General features: G+C 71.5%; 17 protein-coding genes. 10 read left to right on the plus strand and 7 right to left on the minus strand.

Going from position 1 to position 17,042, the window contains the following annotated elements:
- Positions 1 to 327, minus strand: a 327-nt coding sequence (locus ADY59_RS10105) for a phytanoyl-CoA dioxygenase family protein (protein ID WP_231618638.1), incomplete at its 3' end; no start/stop codon positions are given.
- On the minus strand, positions 327 to 926 hold the full coding sequence (locus ADY59_RS10110; RefSeq protein WP_197093530.1) for a TetR/AcrR family transcriptional regulator: 600 nt from the start codon (positions 924 to 926) through the stop codon (positions 327 to 329). The genes ADY59_RS10110 and ADY59_RS10105, both read right to left, overlap by 1 nt.
- Positions 927 to 1,128: 202 nt before the next feature.
- Here ADY59_RS10110 and ADY59_RS10115 point away from each other — a divergent pair, with 202 nt between their 5' ends.
- Genes ADY59_RS10115 through ADY59_RS10140 form a run of 6 tightly spaced genes read left to right on the plus strand, consistent with a single transcriptional unit; the run spans position 1,129 to position 7,097 of the window.
- A complete protein-coding gene (locus tag ADY59_RS10115) occupies positions 1,129 to 2,136 on the plus strand; it encodes a LacI family DNA-binding transcriptional regulator (protein WP_049560609.1) in 1,008 nt (335 codons plus the stop codon).
- 15 nt (positions 2,137 to 2,151) lie between these two features.
- A complete protein-coding gene (locus ADY59_RS10120; RefSeq protein ID WP_156325408.1) occupies positions 2,152 to 3,417 on the plus strand; it encodes a sugar ABC transporter substrate-binding protein in 1,266 nt (421 codons plus the stop codon).
- Positions 3,414 to 4,295, plus strand: a complete 882-nt coding sequence (locus tag ADY59_RS10125) for a carbohydrate ABC transporter permease (RefSeq protein ID WP_049560610.1) — start codon at positions 3,414 to 3,416, stop codon at positions 4,293 to 4,295. Before ADY59_RS10120 ends, ADY59_RS10125 begins: the two co-directional genes overlap by 4 nt.
- The gene (locus ADY59_RS10130; RefSeq protein ID WP_049560611.1) at positions 4,295 to 5,101 is read left to right on the plus strand and encodes a carbohydrate ABC transporter permease; all 807 of its coding nucleotides are present in this window, start codon (positions 4,295 to 4,297) and stop codon (positions 5,099 to 5,101) included. Before ADY59_RS10125 ends, ADY59_RS10130 begins: the two co-directional genes overlap by 1 nt.
- A 10-nt stretch (positions 5,102 to 5,111) precedes the next feature.
- On the plus strand, positions 5,112 to 6,467 hold the full coding sequence (locus ADY59_RS10135) for a sulfatase-like hydrolase/transferase (RefSeq protein ID WP_049560612.1): 1,356 nt from the start codon (positions 5,112 to 5,114) through the stop codon (positions 6,465 to 6,467).
- Between the two features lie 42 nt (positions 6,468 to 6,509).
- A complete protein-coding gene (locus ADY59_RS10140; RefSeq protein ID WP_231618639.1) occupies positions 6,510 to 7,097 on the plus strand; it encodes an AAA family ATPase in 588 nt (195 codons plus the stop codon).
- 1 nt (position 7,098) lies between these two features.
- Here ADY59_RS10140 and ADY59_RS51210 read toward each other — a convergent pair whose 3' ends face one another.
- Both ADY59_RS51210 and ADY59_RS10145 read right to left on the minus strand, forming a co-directional pair.
- Entirely contained in the window at positions 7,099 to 7,245 is a 147-nt protein-coding gene (locus tag ADY59_RS51210; RefSeq protein WP_197093531.1) for a hypothetical protein, read from the minus strand.
- A gap of 26 nt (positions 7,246 to 7,271) precedes the next feature.
- Positions 7,272 to 9,239 carry a family 10 glycosylhydrolase gene (locus tag ADY59_RS10145; RefSeq protein ID WP_053174589.1) on the minus strand — a complete coding sequence of 656 codons (1,968 nt, stop codon included), beginning with the start codon at positions 9,237 to 9,239 and terminating at the stop codon, positions 7,272 to 7,274.
- A 189-nt stretch (positions 9,240 to 9,428) separates the two neighbouring features.
- On the opposite strand from ADY59_RS10145, the gene ADY59_RS53280 reads away from it, so the two are divergent.
- The 4 genes from ADY59_RS53280 (at position 9,429) to ADY59_RS53690 (ending at position 14,397) form a co-directional block, all read left to right on the plus strand.
- Complete coding sequence (locus ADY59_RS53280) at positions 9,429 to 10,943, plus strand: golvesin C-terminal-like domain-containing protein (protein ID WP_049560613.1); 1,515 nt, start codon at positions 9,429 to 9,431, stop codon at positions 10,941 to 10,943.
- A 96-nt stretch (positions 10,944 to 11,039) separates the two neighbouring features.
- Complete coding sequence (locus ADY59_RS10155; protein WP_049560614.1) at positions 11,040 to 12,542, plus strand: sugar ABC transporter ATP-binding protein; 1,503 nt, start codon at positions 11,040 to 11,042, stop codon at positions 12,540 to 12,542.
- Complete coding sequence (locus tag ADY59_RS53685; protein ID WP_331459477.1) at positions 12,532 to 13,476, plus strand: ABC transporter permease; 945 nt, start codon at positions 12,532 to 12,534, stop codon at positions 13,474 to 13,476. Before ADY59_RS10155 ends, ADY59_RS53685 begins: the two co-directional genes overlap by 11 nt.
- 12 nt (positions 13,477 to 13,488) lie before the next feature.
- Positions 13,489 to 14,397, plus strand: a complete 909-nt coding sequence (locus ADY59_RS53690; RefSeq protein WP_331459478.1) for a D-ribose ABC transporter substrate-binding protein — start codon at positions 13,489 to 13,491, stop codon at positions 14,395 to 14,397.
- 3 nt (positions 14,398 to 14,400) lie between these two features.
- Here ADY59_RS53690 and ADY59_RS10165 read toward each other — a convergent pair whose 3' ends face one another.
- From ADY59_RS10165 to ADY59_RS10175, 3 genes are read right to left on the minus strand one after another with little or no spacing between them, the layout of a single operon-like run.
- Positions 14,401 to 15,207 (minus strand): DUF1206 domain-containing protein, encoded by an 807-nt coding sequence (locus ADY59_RS10165; protein ID WP_049560615.1) that lies wholly within the window; start codon positions 15,205 to 15,207, stop codon positions 14,401 to 14,403.
- A 48-nt stretch (positions 15,208 to 15,255) separates the two neighbouring features.
- On the minus strand, positions 15,256 to 16,443 hold the full coding sequence (locus ADY59_RS10170) for a hypothetical protein (protein WP_049560616.1): 1,188 nt from the start codon (positions 16,441 to 16,443) through the stop codon (positions 15,256 to 15,258).
- On the minus strand, positions 16,440 to 16,949 hold the full coding sequence (locus tag ADY59_RS10175; protein ID WP_049560617.1) for a SigE family RNA polymerase sigma factor: 510 nt from the start codon (positions 16,947 to 16,949) through the stop codon (positions 16,440 to 16,442). The genes ADY59_RS10170 and ADY59_RS10175 overlap by 4 nt, the downstream gene beginning before the upstream one ends.
- Positions 16,950 to 17,042 lie beyond the last annotated feature (93 nt).

Below are 17,042 nucleotides of genomic sequence, written 5' to 3' on the forward strand. Positions count from 1 at the left end.
GTGCCGGTCGTCCGGCCGGGGCGGGCGGTCCGGGGCGCCTGGGGCCACCTCGATCACCTCGAGCTCGGACAGCAGGAAGTTGGGCAGCAGGAGGCGGTCCAGGAAGGCCAGCGCCGCGGGGTGGTCGAGCAGGCGGTCGACGGCGCGGGTGTTGTGCAGGACGCCGAAGACCTGCCTGACGTGGCGTGCGCGGAAGGGGTCTCGGCCGGCGGGGCCGAGCAGCGGGGTGAGCTCGGCGCGGATGCGCCGGCAGGCGGCCGGGGTGAGCACGCCGGGCAGCACGAGGAAGCCGTCCCGGTGCAGCGCGGACAGGGCGCCGCCGGCCATCAGGCGTCCCTGCCGGGACGGGCGCCGAGCGCGGCGGTGCTGAACTCCCAGAGCTCACGCAGCACCACCTCCCGGCCGGGCCGGGGGTCCTGGTCGAGGACGACGGTGAAGACGGCGCGCATGCCGCCCACCACCGCCGTGGCCAGCAGCTCCGGATCGCGGTCCGCGACGACGGCGCCCTCTGCCTGGCCGGCGGCGACGTGTTTGGCGCCGAGCGTGATGACCAGTTTGAAGCAGCTCGCCTCCATGGCCGCCACCTGCGCGTCGCCGACCATGCGGCCGAGGACGACGGGGGCCAGCGGGTCGTCGTAGACGCGGTCGACCCAGGTGGTCAGCTGGGCGCGCCAGCGGTCCAGCCAGGTGTCGCCGTCGAAGCTGACGAGGACGGTGTCGGCCACCAGCCGCTCGTAGAAGTCTTCGAGGAGCGCGCTCATGAGGCCGCTGCGGGTGCCGAAGTAGCGATACGGCAGGCCGACGCTGAGGCCGGCACGCCGGGCGACGGCCGCGACCTCGACGTCACCGGTCGCGATGAGCTCGTCGGCGGCCGCTTCCAGCAGGCGGCGGCGGCTGGCGGCGGCGCGTTCGGACAGCTTCTCCACGCCCTCCATGTTGGTTGAGCTCAACTCAACTTGCAAGCGAGTTCGCCGTCACCTCTTCCCGAAGCGGGCGATGGCGTGTTAAACGATTAATCACTATGACGAAGCACACGCCTGCTGCCCTCCCGAAGCGTCACGTCGTTCCACGAAGGAGCCGTATAAAAACCTACTTTACATGCAGGAAATACTATGTTATTCGTATAACATGAGACCCACCGCCAAGCAGGTGGCCGAGCTCGCCGGAGTGTCGATCGCCACCGTGTCGTACGTGCTGAGCGGCCGGGACAGGCGGGTCGGCGCCGAGACCAGGCAGCGCGTGCTCGACGCCGCCGCCCGGCTCGGCTACATCCCCAACCAGGCCGCCCGGAGCCTGCGGCGCCGCCGTACTCAGCGGGTGTGCCTGGTGCAGGGGTCGTTCGGCGGGGTGCCGACCGACGAGCGGCTGGCCCGCGACCTGCACGAGATGGCCGACGGCCACGGCTACTCGGTCGTCACGCTCACCGTCTACTCCGAGGCGCGCGCCATCGCGGCGGTCGACGTGCTGCGCGGCGGCATCGCCGACGGCGTGCTGATCCACTCCGTCGGCGACCACCTCACCAAGGAGCTGCTGGCCTCGGTCGTCGCGACCCGCATGCCGACCGTGGTCCTGGGCGAGGAGAGCGTGCCTCCCGGCTGCGACGTCGTACGGACGCCCGAGGCGGAGGCGTGCGCCGAGGCGGTCGAGCACCTCGTCGGCCAGGGCCGGCGGCGCATCGCGTTCCTGGCTCGGCGCTACGAGCTCTACCGCGAGCGGCCCACCGGCCGGCTGCTCGGCTACACCACCGCGCTGGACCGGCACGGCGTCGACCCGGCGCGCCGGATCGTGGTGCCGGGCGCCGACGACCGAGTCGGCGCCTACCAGGCCGCCACCGCGCTGCTACGCGGCCCGGAGCCGCCCGACGCGATCTTCGCGGCCAGCGACCGGGCCGCGATCAGCACGATCTGGGCCGCCAGGGACGCCGGGCTGCGCGTGCCCGACGACGTCGCCGTGGTCGGCGTCGGCAACATCGACGAAGGACTCATCGCCAACCCGCCGCTCAGCACCGTTGGCCCGCTCAGGCACGACTACACCGACGTCGTGCGCCTGCTCTTCGACCGCCTCCAGGCCGAGGAGCCACTGCCCGACCGCGAGATCGTCCGATCCTGGGCGTTCCTGCGCAGGGGCTCTTCCTAGAAGGGAACCGATGAGATGTCCCCCGATCTCTCCCGTCGCGATCTGCTCCGCCTGGCGTCGGCCGCCGCCGCCGTGCCGCTGCTGAACGCCTGCGCCGGAGCCCCGCCCGCGCAGACCGCCGAGCCCGGCACCTTCACCGTCTACTGGAACGCCGGTCACGACTACCAGGCCTATCGCAAGGTGATCGCCGAGTTCGAGCAGGCCAACAAGGTCAAGGTCAACTTCCAGAAGTACCAGTGGCCCGACCTGCGCACCCGGCTGCTGGCCGACTTCGCCTCCGGCAGCGTGCCGGACGTGGTCGAGGAGCCCGGCGGCTGGGTCCAGGACTTCGCGATCTCCGGCAACGCCCTCTCGCTGCAGGAGTACGTGGACCGCGACGGCCGGGCGATGGGCTTCCCGGCCGACTGGCGTCCCGTCACCGTCGAGCGGAACTCGTACCAGGGCAAGGTGTACGGCGTGCAGTTGCACCTGACGTGCACCCTCCTGCTCTACAACAAGGGCATGCTGGACGCGGCCGGCGTCGAGCCGCCCACCACCTGGGAGGAGCTGCTGGAGGCGGCCAGGAAGCTCACCAAGGACGACGTCCACGGCATCGCGCTCAACCAGGACCACGGCTACGCCGGGCCGTGGATGATGCAGAACGGCGTGCGCTACTACGACCCGGCGACCAAGGACGTGCTGGTGCCGCACGAGGCGGCCGTGGAGGCGATGCGGTTCCAGGCGGACCTGGTGCACAAGCACAAGGTGGCGCCGGTGCCGGTGTCGGGCACCGACTACTCGGGGCCGCAGAAGCTGTTCTCCGCCAAGCGGGCCGCGATGATCATTACCGGGCCGTGGGACCTCGGGCCGATCAAGCAGACCAGCCCCGACATCGAGATCGGCTACGCCGCCCCGCTCAAGGGTCAGGAGCAGGCCACGAACGCGGCGGGGACCAGCGTGTTCGTCCCGGCCAAGGCGCGCAGGCCCGACCTGTCGTGGGACTTCGTCAAGCGCATCACCGCGCTGGAGGTCGAGCAGGCGGCCACCAAGGAGGTCGGCATGCTGATGCCGCGCCTGTCCTGGGCGGAGCTGCCCGAGGTGCAGTCCGACCCGGCGACCAAGGCGTTCGCCGACGCGCTCGGCATGGCCCGCGACGCCAGCCAGGAGATCCGGCTGACCGGGCAGTTCGGCAGGTTCGACGACGACCTGAAGAAGATGTACCAGTCGGTGCTCATCCAGAACGAGCCCGCCGACGCGGCGATCGAGAAGTTCGCCGAGGCGGCGCGGAGCTACCTCACATGAGCGTGCTCCGCCCGCGCACGCTCTCCGCCCGGTATGCCCGTACTGCCTATCTGTTTCTGCTTCCGGCGATCCTGTTCTTCGCCGCCTTCTTCTACGTGCCGATCGGGAACGTGGTCTCCACGAGCCTGATGTCGGGGCCGTCGGCCGATCGGTTCACCGGGCTGGGCAACTACGCGCAGGCGCTGTCCGATCCGGCGGTGCGGCACTCGTTCCTGGTCACGGCCGGGTTCGCGCTGATCGTGGTGGCGGGGTCGATCGTGCTCGGGCTCGGCCTGGCGATGGCGCTGGACCAGCCGCTCCGGGGGCGGGTGGCGTTCCGGGTGATGCTGCTCGTGCCCTACCTGACGTCGGTGGCGATCGTCGGGCTGCTCTGGCGCAACATCCTCGACCCCGAGCTCGGCGTGCTCAACCGGACGCTGGTCGCTCTCGGGCTGCCCGAGCAGCAGTGGCTCAACACCAGCCCGCTGCTCACCATCGCCGCCGTCACGCTGTGGCAGAACGTCGGCTACACGATGGTGCTGTTCCTGGCCGGGCTGCAGGGCATCCCCGAGACGTTCCACGAGGCCGCGAAGATCGACGGGGCCGACGCCTGGCACCGGTTCTGGCGCATCACGCTGCCGTTGCTGGCGCCGACGACGCTGTTCGTGTCGGTGATGGCGGTGATCTCCGGGCTGCAGGCGTTCGGGCAGGCGTACATCATCACCAACGGCGGGCCCGGCGACGCCACCGACCTGTCCGTCTTCCACATCTTCAACGTCGCCTTCCGGGCCAGGGACTTCGGCTACGCCTCGGCGCAGTCGGTGCTGCTGCTGATCGTGATCGTCGCCTTCACGCTCATCCAGCTCAGGGCCGGGCGGCGCGGGGAGGTGCAGTACTGATGCGGCGCGCGCTGCTCTACACGCTGCTGGCCGTCGCCTCGCTGGTGATGGTGCTGCCGCTGCTCTACATGCTCTCGCTGTCGCTGCAGACCGAGGCCGAGACCCTGTCGGCCGAGGCCGTGGTGTGGCCGGAGTCGCCGCAGTGGGGCAACTACGCCGAGCTGTTCACCCGGGCGCCGTTCGGCAACTTCATCGTCAACAGCCTGGTCGTGGCCGGCGGCATCACGCTGGCGCACCTGCTGTTCGACCCGCTCGTCGGGTACGTGTTCGCCAAGTTCCGCTTCCCGCTGCGCAACACGCTGTTCGTGGCGTTGCTGGCGACGCTGATGGTGCCGTTCTTCGTGCGGATGATCCCGCTCTACGTGCTGATGGCGCATCTCGGGTGGATCAACACCTACCAAGGGCTGATCACGCCGTTCCTGATGGACGCCTTCGGCATCTTCCTCATGCGGCAGTTCATCCAGCCGATCCCGGACGACCTGATCCACGCCGCCCGCATCGACGGGGCGTCGGAGTTCGCCATCTACCGGCGGATCATCCTGCCGCAGACGCGGCCGGCGCTGGCCGTGCTCGGGCTGTTCACGTTCGTCTTCCAGTGGAACGAGTTCCTGTGGCCGCTGGTGGCGACCACCACGCCCGAGATGCGGACGATCCCCGTCGGGCTCACGCTGTTCAACCAGGAGTACTTCACGCTCTGGCACCTCACCGCCGCGGGCTCGGTGATCCTCTTCGTGCCCACCGCGGTCCTGTTCATCGTCACCCAGCGATACTTCGTCCGCGGCATCGCGCTGACCGGCCTTCGTTAGGAGCTTCTTCTTGGCACGCCCGAACGTGATCGTGATCCTCACCGATCAGCAGCGGTGGGACACCGTCGGCCCCTTCACCCCCAACCTCGACAGGATGGCCAGGCACGGCACCCAGGCCACGGTGGCGCTCACGCCGCAGCCGGTGTGCGCGCCCGCCCGCGCCGCGCTTCAGACCGGGCGCTACCCGACGACGACCGGGGTGCACCGCAACGGGCTCACCCTGCCGGCGGAGGAGCGGACGCTGGCCCACCACTTCGGCGAGGCCGGGTACGCCACCGGCTACATCGGCAAATGGCATCTGGCGCGGCGCGACCCGGTGCCCGAGGAGGAGCGCGGCGGCTACCGGAGCTGGCTGGCGGCGAACACGCTGGAGTTCACCTCCGACGCCTACCGGACGATCGTCTACGACGAGGGCGAGGATCCGGTCTTCCTGCCCGGCTACCGCTCCGACGCGCTGGTCGACGCCGCCGTGCGGTTCGTCGCCGACCATCACGAGGAGCCGTTCTTCCTGTTCCTGTCGTTCCTGGAGCCGCACCACCAGAACGAGGTGGACAACTACCCGGCGCCCGACGGCTACGAGGAGCGCTACCAGGGGCGGTGGCTGCCGCCCGACCTGGCGGCGCTCGGCGGCACCGCGCACCGGCACCTCGGCGGCTACCTCGGCCAGGTCAAGCGGCTGGACGAGGGGCTGGGGCGGCTGCTCGACGCGCTGCGCAGCATGGACCTGCTCGACGACACGATCGTGGCCTACACCTCCGACCACGGCAGCCACTTCAAGACGCGCAACGACGAGTACAAGCGCTCCTGTCACGACGCCTCCCTGCGGGTGCCGCTGGCCGTACGGGGTCCCGGGTTCGACGGTGGCGGCGCCATCGCGCGGCCGGTCAGCACCATCGACCTGCCGCCCACGCTGCTGGACGCGGCCGGGCTGCCGGTGCCGCCGGACATGCAGGGGCGCTCGTTCCTGCCGCTGCTGCGCGACTCCCGGGCCGAGTGGCCGGACGAGGTGTTCTTCCAGGTCAGCGAGTCGGAGATGGGACGCGGCATCCGCACGCCCCGGTGGAAGTACTACGCGGTGGCCGAAGGCGCGGACCCGTGGCACGAGGCGGCCTCGCCGCGCTACCGCGAGCAGGCCCTGTACGACCTCGACAGCGACCCGCACGAGCTGGTCAACCTGGCCGGGCTGCGCTCCCACCTGAAGGAGTCGGCGGAGCTGCGCGAACGGCTGCTGCGCCGGATCGCCGAGGCGGGTGAGGCCGAGCCGGTCGTCGACCCCGCCCCGGAACGCGACTCCGACGTCCTCGCCGACCCGGTCGTCCGCCAGGGCGGCCTCACCCCGACCCGATTCGGCCACCAGCCTCGCTAGATTGGGGGACGTCCGTCTCGGGTTCGTGGAAAGGTGAGCCGTTTGTCCATCTCTGTGCCCGCTGCCCGAGAGACGTCCCTGCATTTTCCCGCCGGATCGCTGGTGATCCTGACCGGCCTGCCCGGCGCGGGCAAGACCACGCTGCTACGACGCCTGTACGGCCTGACCGGCACGGAGAGCGGGCCGGTGGCGTCAGGCGGGGCGGCGGTGATCGACTCGATGCAGTCGCGCCTGCACTGGGCCGGCGGGCTGCGCTGGGCCCCGAAACCGGTGCGGACGTTCGTGGTGTTCTGCACCCACCTGTGGCGGATCCGCACGGCGTTGCGGGCCGGCCGGTCGGTGGTCGCCCACAACCGGGGGTGCAGCGCGGTCGTGCTGCGCGCCTTCGCCTGGATGGGCCGGCGCTCCGGGTTTCACCTGGTGCTGCTGGACGTCACGCCGGCGGTGGCCAAGGCCGGGCAGCAGGCCAGGGGCCGGGTGGTGCCGGAACGGACGTTCGCCCGGCACCGGCGCCGCTGCCACGCCCTGCTGGCGCGCGCCCGGGCCGGCCGCCCGGCGCCCGCCGACAGCGCCCGGGTGCTGGACCGGGCGGAGGCCGACCGGCTGGAGAGCATCCGCTTCGGAACGTGACTCAGTGGCGGCGGGAGCGGAACCGGTCCAGGAAGCGGCGGGCCTTGTGCTGGTTGCGGGGGTCACGGGCCATCCGTTTGGCCTTCTCGATCGTCTGCTTGCCCTGGGGGGTGCGGAGGTAGGCACGCACGCGGTCTATGAGGGTCATGCGCTCCCCCTACCCAGGATGGCCGCTCACACGCGGGTGATTCTGACGGCGTCGGCGATGACGTAGCCGGTCGTGGAGGTCCAGCGGCTCACGCCGACCACGTTGTAGGTGCCCGCGGCCAGGGAGAAGGTGCCGAGCGAGCGCCAGGCGCCGCCGCCCGTGCGCTGGTCGACCGCGATGGTCTGGTTGCCGCCTGCGGCCGTCACGATGTGCGGCGCGGCGCTGTTGTAGCCGGCGTTGGCCGGGTGCCACACCTCCACGCGGTAGCTGCCCGCGGCCGGGATCGTGGCGCGGTACCAGGCAGGGTCGCTGGCGGAGACCGGGTCGGCGAAACGGTAGTCGGTGCCGTGCAGTTGCGGGGAGAAGGTGGAGGTGCCCCAGTTGGCGCTCGCGGTGAAGGCCGCGTCGGTGTTGTCGACCGTCACGCTGAAGGTCTCGCCCGAGCCGGTGACGGGCTTGCCCGCGCTGGGTGCGCTCTCCTGGTGGGTGCGGTTGAGCGCCGTCACGTAATAGGTGTACGCGGTGCCGGGCGCCGCCGTGGTGTCGGTGTGGGCGGTCCGGGTCGTGGTGGCGACCAGGTTGCGGGCGTCGGCGAAGGCGCACTCGCCGGCGGCGCCGGTGGTGCGGTAGATCGCGTAGGAGCGGGCGCCGGAGCCCTGGAAGGCCAGCGAGACGCCGTTGGACACGCGGGTGGCCGAAGTGATCGCCGGTGCGGCGGGGGCGGCGGCGGTGCCGCGCGCGGGCAGCAGCGCCGGCTTGGTGTAGTGGGCGGCGGCCAGGGTGGAGAAGGCGTCGATGCGGTCGGCCCTGACGTCCTTGGCGCTGAAGTAGATGTCGCCGGCGACCTCCGGGTGCTGCCGGTTGACGTGCAGGTGGTCGCTCAGCTCGGTGCGGTCCTGCCAGGCGGCGTCCTGGCCGGAGGCGCCGGCCCGGTAGGCGGCCTGGCCGATGACGAGCTGGGTGCCGGTGCCCCGGACGGTCTCGGCCCACCAGGCCGTCAGCACCTCGTACGCCGCCGTGCCGAAGCCGATGTGCCAGTAGATCTGCGGCGAGATGTAGTCGACCCAGCCCTGCTTGACCCAGCGTCGGCTGTCGGCGTAGATCGCGTCGTACGACTGGAGGCCGGAGGTGCGCGAGCCGAGCGGGTCGGTGGAGGCGTTGCGCCAGATGCCGAACGGGCTGATGCCGAACGTCACGTGCGGCTTGGCGGCGTGGATGCGCTGGTCGAGCTCGCGTACCAGGAGGTTGACGTTCTCGCGGCGCCAGTCGTGCACGTTCATCCCGCCGCCGTGCGCGGCGTAGGCGGCGGAGTCGGGGATGGCCTGGCCGCTGACCGGATAGGGGTAGAAGTAGTCGTCGAGGTGCACGCCGTCGATGTCGTAGCGGCTGACGGCATCCATGATCACGTCTTCGATGAAGTCGCGGACCTGGGGCAGGCCGGGGTTGTAGTACAGCTTGCCGTCGTAGGCGAAGCGCCAGCCCGGGTTGCGGCGTGCCGGGTGGCTGGAGATCAGGCGGCTGGGGTCGTCGTGGTTGGCCACCCGGTAGGGGTTGAACCAGGCGTGCAGCTCCAGGTTGCGGGCGTGCGCCTCGGCGACCATGAAGGCGAGCGGGTCGTAGCCGGGGGCGCCGCCCTGGGTGCCGGTGAGCCACTGCGACCACGGCTCCAGGGTGGACGGCCAGAACGTGTCGGCCGTCGGCCGGACCTGGACGACCACGGCGTTCATCCGCCGCTGCACGGCCAGGTCGAGCCAGGAGCGGAACTCGGCCTGCTGCGCCGAGACGCTGAGGCCGGTGCGGCTGGGCCAGTCGATGTTGGCGACGCTGGAGATCCACATGGCTCTGAGCTGGCGCTTGGGCGTGGCGGGGTCGACGGTGCAGGCCGACGCGACCGACGAGGCCGAGGAGGCCGACGCGGGTGCGGTCGCGGGCGCCACGGCGCCGGCTAAGACGGCGAGCAGGACCGTCAGGACGAGACGCAGAAGCGTGGTCACGAAGGGAAGTTTCAGCGCACTTCCCTCACAGCGCAATAGTTTTCACAACATTCGCGGGGGCCCAAACCTGACGCGCCACCCCTTCGCGCGGGCGGAAAGTTTCCTTTAATACCTAAGTAATGTCAATTATCGACATCTGTCATGGAACAGCCTTACTGTGCGACCGATACCCCCCAACGAGGAGCGCCCATGACTCTCGCCCGAACGCGATTAGTGGCCCTCACGGCCGCGGTCATCACCTCCCTCATGGTTCTCGCAGGTCAGCCGGCCCTGGCCCATCAGGCAGCCAACCCCCTGTCCGACGCCTTCGACCGGGCCGCCGCCGCCCACGACGTCCCCCGGGACCTGCTGGTCGCGCTCGGGTACGCCGAAACCCACCTGGACGGCCACAACGGCGAGCCCAGCGCCAGCGGCGGGTACGGCGTGATGCACCTGGTCAGCAACCCCACCACCAAGTCCCTCGAACAGGCCGCCGAGCTGACCGGCGAGCCGGTCGCCAAGCTGCGCAAGGACGACGCGGCCAACATCCTCGGCGGCGCCGCCGTGCTGCGCGCGCACGCCGACAAGCTCGGCCTCGACGAGGCCGCCCGGGACGACCTCGGCCGCTGGTACCAGGCCGTGGCCGCGTACGGCAACGCCACCTCGCCCGAACTGTCCCGCCTGTACGCCGACGCCGTGTACGAGAGCCTCGGCCTCGGCCTCCAGGCGCGCGGCGTGAGCGTCGCGCCGCAGGAGGTCACCGCCGACCGGGGCGCGCTGGCCGACGCCCGTGACCTGAACGCGCGGGCCGCCGTGGCCAGCGCCGACTACCCGCCCGCGGCCTGGGTCGCGGCCAACTCCGGCAACTACACCGCCTCCAGCCGCGAGTCCAGCTACAACATCGACCGGGTGATCATCCACGTCACCCAGGGCTCGTACGCGGGCACGATCTCGTGGTTCCAGAACCCGAGCGCGAACGTCTCGGCGCACTACGTGATCAAGTCCTCCAACGGCGCCGTCACCCAGATGGTGCGGGACAAGGACGTCGCCTGGCACGCGGGCAACTGGTCCTACAACACCCGGTCCATCGGCATCGAGCACGAGGGCTGGGTCGACGACGCCTCGTGGTTCACCGACGCCATGTACCGCGCCTCGGCCGCGCTGACCAAGCACCTGTGCGACAAGTACGGCATCCCGAAGACCCGCACCGGCATCATCGGCCACAACGAGGTCCCCGGCGCCACCCACACCGACCCGGGCCGGCACTGGAACTGGACCACGTTCATGAACTACGTCACCGGTGGCGGCGGCACCCCGTCGTGGACCACCACCGTGGACAACTCCAGCTCCGGCTTCACCGCCAGCGCCAACTGGGGCACCTCGGCGTACTCCAGCCAGCGGCACGGCACCGACTACCGCTTCGCCGACCCGGTCGCCTCCAGCGACCCGGCCTGGTACTCGGCCGCCATCCCCAGCGCCGGCAACTACCGGGTGGAGGTCTGGTATCCCAGCGATCCCGGGTACAACAGCTCGGCCCCGTACATCGTGGCCGCGGCGGGCGGCAACCAGACGGTGTACGTCGACCAGAGATCCGGCGGAGGAGCCTGGCGCAGCATCGGCACCTTCTCGCTCAACGCCGGGACCCAGAACGTGGTGGGCGTCAGCAGATGGACGTCCGGCACCGGATTGGTGATCGCGGACGCGGTGCGCATCTCGCGCGTCTGAGTCCTGCGGCAGGAGTCCCCCGGCCCCGCGCGGGCCGGGGGCTTCACCGCTCCCACCTGCGGGTTTGACGTCGGCGGGGGCGGAAAGATCCCCTGAGTGAGCGAGGTGATACTCAGAGCGGAAGGGCTGACCAAGTCCTTCCCCGGCGTGCGCGCGCTGGACGGGGTTGACCTGAGCCTGCGGCCCGGCGAGGTGCACGTGCTGCTCGGCGAGAACGGCGCCGGCAAGAGCACGCTGATCAAGATCCTGTCCGGCGCGTACCGGCCGGACGACGGCCGCGTGCTGATGGACGGGCGGCCGGTGGAGATCCGCGACGCGGGCGACGCGCGGCGGCTCGGCATCTCGACCATCTACCAGGAGTTCAACCTGGTGCCCGAGCTGTCGGTGGCGGAGAACCTGTCGCTGGGCAGGCCGCCGCGCCGGTTCGGGCTCATCGACAGCGCCGCCATGATGCGCCGGGGCGGGGAGCTGCTGGACCGGGTGGGGGTGCGGGTCGATCCGCGCACGCCGGTCCGCAGGCTGGGCATCGCCCGCATGCAGATGGTGGAGATCGCCAAGGCGCTGGCGCTGGACGCCCGCGTGCTCATCATGGACGAGCCGACGGCCGTGCTCACCACCGGCGAGGTCGGCAAGCTCTTCGAGATCGTCCGCCGGCTGCGCGACGACGGCGTGGCGATCGTGTTCATCACCCACCACCTTGAGGAGATCGCCGAGATCGGCGACCGGGTGACGGTGCTGCGCGACGGCCGCTCGGTGGCCGAGGTGCCCGCCGGCACGTCGCAGGACGAGCTCGTCAGGCTCATGGTGGGCCGGCCGATCGACCAGCAGTTCCCGCGCCGCCCGGCCGAGCTGGGCGAGCCGCTGCTCAGCGTCCGCGGCCTGACCCGTACGGGCGCGTTCGACGACATCTCGTTCGAGGTGCGGGCGGGCGAGGTGGTGGGGCTCGCCGGGCTGGTGGGCGCGGGACGCACCGAGGTCGCCAGGGCGGTGTTCGGCGCGGACCGCTACGACGCCGGCGAGGTGTTCGTGCGCGGGCGGCGGCTGCCGCCCGCCGACGTGCACGCCGCGATGGAGGCCGGGCTCGGGCTGGTGCCCGAGGACCGCAAGGGCCAGGGCCTGGTGCTGGGCGCGGACATCGGCGAGAACCTGGGGCTGGTCACCCTGCGCGACGCCACCAGGGCCGGGTTCGTGGACCTGAAGGGCCAGCGCGCTGCGGCCGCCCGGGTCGCCGGGCAGCTCGGCATCCGGATGACGGGCCTGGACCAGGAGGTACGCACGCTGTCCGGCGGCAACCAGCAGAAGGTCGTCATCGGCAAGTGGCTGGTCGCCGAGGCGGGCGTGCTCATCCTGGACGAGCCGACGCGCGGCGTCGACGTGGCCGCCAAGGTCGAGATCTACCAGCTCGTCAACGCGCTCACCGATTCCGGCCACGCGGTGCTGATGATCTCCAGCGACCTGCCCGAGGTGCTCGGGATGAGCGATCGGATCCTCGTCATGGCGCGCGGCCGGCTCGTCGGCGAGCTGCCCGCCGCCGAGGCCACCCAGGACGGCGTGATGGCGCTGGCCGTCACCGACGTGGCGGGGTCCCGTGCCGAGTAAGCGGTCGGCGGCCTGGCTCGCCGAGAACGGCGCGGTCGCCGCGCTGGTCGTGCTCGTGGTGGCACTGTCGCTGCTGTCGTCCGACTTCCTCAGCCTGACGAACCTGCTCAACGTGGGCGTGCAGGCGGCCGTGACCGCCATCCTGGCGTTCGGCTCCACGTTCGTCATCGTGACCGGCGGCATCGACCTGTCGGTCGGCTCGGTCGCGGCGCTGTCGGCGATCACACTGGCGTGGACGGCCACCGAGGGCGGCCTGCCGTGGCCGGCCGCCGTCGTGCTCTCGCTGGCCACCGGCGTCGCGTGCGGGCTGGTCAACGCCGCCCTCATCGCGTACGGCAAGCTGCCCCCGTTCATCGCCACCCTGGCCATGCTCGGCATCGCCCGCGGCCTGGCCCTGGTCATCTCCCAGGGCAGCCCGATCGCCATGCCGGAGGCGGTCTCCCACCTGGGCGACACGGTAGGCCGGTTCCTGCCGATCCCCGTCCTGGTGATGCTCGTCATGGGGGTCGTCGCGGCCGTGATCCTCAACCGGACCTATCCGGGCCGGGCGATGTACGCGATAGGCGGCAACGAGGAGGCCGCCCGGCTGTCCGGGATCAAGGTCAGCCGGATCAAGCTCGTCACCTACGCCCTGTCCGGCGCGTTCGCGGCCGTCGCCGGGGTCGTGCTGGCCAGCCGCCTGGCCTCGGCGCAGCCGCAGGCGGCCGCCGGCTACGAGCTCGACGCGATCGCGGCCGTGGTCATCGGCGGCGCGAGCCTGTCGGGCGGCAAGGGCCGGGCGCTCGGCACGCTCGTCGGCGCCCTCATCCTGGCCGTGCTGCGCAACGGCCTCAACCTGCTGTCGGTGTCGGCGTTCTGGCAGCAGGTGGTGATCGGCGTGGTCATCGCGCTGGCCGTCCTCGTCGACACCCTGCGCCGCCGGGGAACGAACTAGAAAGGCACGATCATGCGGATTCCCGCGATTGTCATGGCGCTCGCGCTCGGCCTCACCGCGTGCGGGGGCGGAGGGGACGGGCTCGAGATCGGGATGTCCGTCTCGACGCTGAACAACCCGTACTTCGTCCAGCTCCGTGACGGGGCCCAGGCGCAGGCCGACAAGCTCGGCGCCACGCTCACCGTCACCGACGCCCAGAACGACGCCTCCCAGCAGGTGAACCAGGTCCAGAACTTCACCAGCCAGAACATGAAGGCGATCATCCTGAACCCCGTCGACTCCGACGCCGCGGCGCCCGCCGTGACCGCCGCCGAACGGGTCGACGTGCCGGTGATCGCCGTGGACCGCGGCGTCAACGGCGTCGAGGTGGCGCAGACCGTCGCGTCCGACAACGTGGCCGGCGGCAAGCTGGCCGCCCAGGAACTGGCCAGGCAGATGGGTGAGCAGGGGCAGGCGGTCGTCCTTCAGGGCACGCCGGGCACCTCCGCCTCCCGCGACCGCGGCCGGGGCTTCGAGGAGGGCATCAAGGCCTTCCCCAACATCCAGGTGGTGGCCAGGCAGCCGGCGGACTTCGACCGGGCCAAGGGCCTGGACGTGATGACCAACCTGCTGCAGTCCCACCCGGACGTCACCGGCGTCTTCGCCGAGAACGACGAGATGGCGCTGGGCGCGATCAGGGCGCTCGGCAGCCGGGCCGGCAAGGAGGTCAAGGTCGTCGGCTTCGACGGCACCCCGCACGGCCTGACGGCGGTCAAGGACGGCACGCTCGCCGCCACCATCGCCCAGCAGCCGAAGCTGCTCGGCCAGCGGGCGGTGGAGGCGGCGGTCAAGGTCGCCAGAGGTGAGACCGTGGAGAAGTCGGTGGCCGTGCCGGTGAAGGTGGCGACCCAGCAGAACGTCGCGGAGTTCGAGACGTCCTGACCGTCAGGTCCGGCGCCAGCGCGACTCGCCGAAGCAGTATCCGGCGAACAGCATCAGCCCCACCGCCACCAGCACGAGCAGCCACGGCCCCACGGGGGTGTCGGCGAACGCGCGGAGCGTCGCGTCGATGCCGCCCGCCTTGTCCGGGTCGTGGGTCACGGCCGCCTGGACGACGAAGATCCCGGCCAGCCCGGCGATGGCGCCGCGCGCCAGGTAGCCGGCCAGGCCGAGCTTCTCCATGACCGAGCGGGTGCGCGGCGACATGCGGCCCAGTTCGAGCTCCTCCTTGAACTTCTTGGTCACGCCCTGCCGGGCCCAGTAGACGCCCAGCGCGACGATGCCGAGGCCGATCGCGCCGACGAGCCACGGCCCGGCCGGCAGGTCGAGCAGCTTGCCGGTGACGTCCTGGGACTTCTGGTCCTCGGAGGCGGCGCGCCCGACCGTCAGCACGCTCCACAGCGTGAAGACGATCAGCGCGTACACGGCGGTCCGGCCGCCCGCCTCGGCGCGGTCCAGGGGGCGCAGGTGGCCGGCCAGCGCCTCGGACGCCTGCCAAATCGCCAGGGCGACGAACCCGGCCACCATCACCCACAGCACCACGGATCCGAACGGCAGCTCCGCCACCGTGGTGATGGCGCCGCCCTTGTCGGCCTGCTCGCCGCCGCCGTCGAACGCGATCTGGAGGGCGAGCACGCCGATCAGCGCGTACAGCACGCCCCGGCAGGCGAGCCCGACGCGGGCGAGCCGGTCGAGCGCGGGGGTGTCCGCGGCCCTCCTGGCCGCGGCCCTGGCGTTCTGCGCGGTAGTCAAGGGTCCTCCTCGGGGTCGGGGGAAGCCCTGCACCTGCCCTCGTTCGGGTCATCTAGGCGTGAGCACCCACTGCCAGCCCTCCTCCTCGGTCCGCGAGTCGCGGTTCCCGGTGAGCTGGACCACCTCCTTGCCGTCCACGCTGACCAGGACCAGGGCGTTGCGGAACTCGTTGCCGCAGGTGCCGGCGCAGCCGAGCGCGAGAACGTGCTCGTTGTCGGCCCAGGCCAGGAGCTGGAGCACTTCCTGACTGCCGACGACGGCGCCGGTGTCCCTGTCGGTGATCGAGGTCGGCAGGCCCGGTTCGCCGAGCAGCAGCCTGCCGTCCGGCGACACCCTCGACAGGCCGCCGTGGCTCACGAGGTCGGGCGGCGGGTCCTGCCGCTGCCCGCCCGGGCTGTAGTAGATCCTGCCGGGCTTGGTGTCGAGCGGTTCCCAGATCAGCGAGCCGTCGAGGCTCCAGCCGAGATCCTGGCGGCTGTTGTGGTTGCCGGGCTGCGGATCGTCCGGGGCGCCCGTCAGGGCCGGCTTGGCGTGATATTCGACCGTGCGCGCGGGCACGTCGGCGATGACGTAGCCGAGCCGGGTGCTGTCGAAGAGCAGCCGGCTGTTCGGCCCGTTCTCCTCCCAGGTGTCGGGGTATTCGGCGTAGCTGGTGGCGAGCAGCTTGGTGCCGTCGGGCGACCACGTGAGCGACGCGACGTCATGGCCGAGGTCGATCCAGGTGAGGAACTGGCGGGTGTTCATGTCGAGGATGCCCGCCCGCCGGCCCAGCCCGTCGCCTTCGAGCACCGCCGCCACCTGCATGCCCGGCGCCACGTCCACCCAGGCGTACGGCGTCCGCTCGTAGGTGTCGGTACGCGGGTCGTACAGCCACCAGGTGCGCCGCAGCCGGACCCGGTCTCCGCCGAGGCTCTCCTGCCCGTGCGTGTAGTACGCGGACACCGCCACGTTCCCGGCGGCCACCAGCTTCGTCGGCCGGTTGTGGTCCGGGTCGCCGCGCACGTCCGTGGGTGCGGGTGAGGGCCTGGGCGGAAGCATGATCCCATCGGCGGGCCGCACGGTCGTCGGCCCGCCCGTCAGCACGACGGCGAACACCGCGACCGCCACCGCCAGGGCCAGCGCGGCCGCGACGGCCGGCTTCCAGGAACGCCCCCGCAGCGCCCGGTCGGCCAGGTCGTGCGGCACCTCGGCCTGCCCGGCCCACTCCTCCATCGTCTCCCGCAGCAGCCTGGTCATACGGCGGCCTCCAGTTCCCGTGCCAGCTCGGGAGCGATCTCCCGCAGCCGGGCGAGTGAGCGGTGCGCGGTGCTCCTGACCGTGCCGACCGAGCAGCCGAGCAGCCGCGCGACCTCGTGGTCCGGCAGGTCCTCGAAGTAGCGCAGCACCAGGACCGCGCGCTGCCTGGCGGTGAGCCTGGCCAGCGCGCCCCGCAGCACCAGTCGCAGCTCGCTCCGGTGCGTCTGGTCGCGTCCCGGCAGGTCGGGCACCGACTCCCGGACGACCTCGCCGCGCCGCCCGGCCGTACGCCACCAGCTGATGTTCTGGCGGTACATGATCTGCTTGGCGTAGGCCTCCGGCGCGTCCACCCGCCGCCAGCGGCCGGCCAGCTTCGCCAGCGCCGCCTGCACCAGGTCCTCCGCCGCGTGCTGGTCCCCGCCGGTGAGCAGGAACCCGAGCCGCATCAGCGCGGGTGAGCGCGCGGCGACGAACTCGCGGAAGACCCTTTCGTCCTCGGCGTCCACGTCACCTCCTAGGGATCGTCGTCACCCCCCAGACGCTCCCAGGTGCGTCCCACTATGCCTCTTGTGGGAGATTCGTGGGCCTAGCGTGGCATT

Source organism: Nonomuraea sp. SBT364, from assembly GCF_001083785.1.
Lineage (GTDB): Bacteria > Actinomycetota > Actinomycetes > Streptosporangiales > Streptosporangiaceae > Nonomuraea.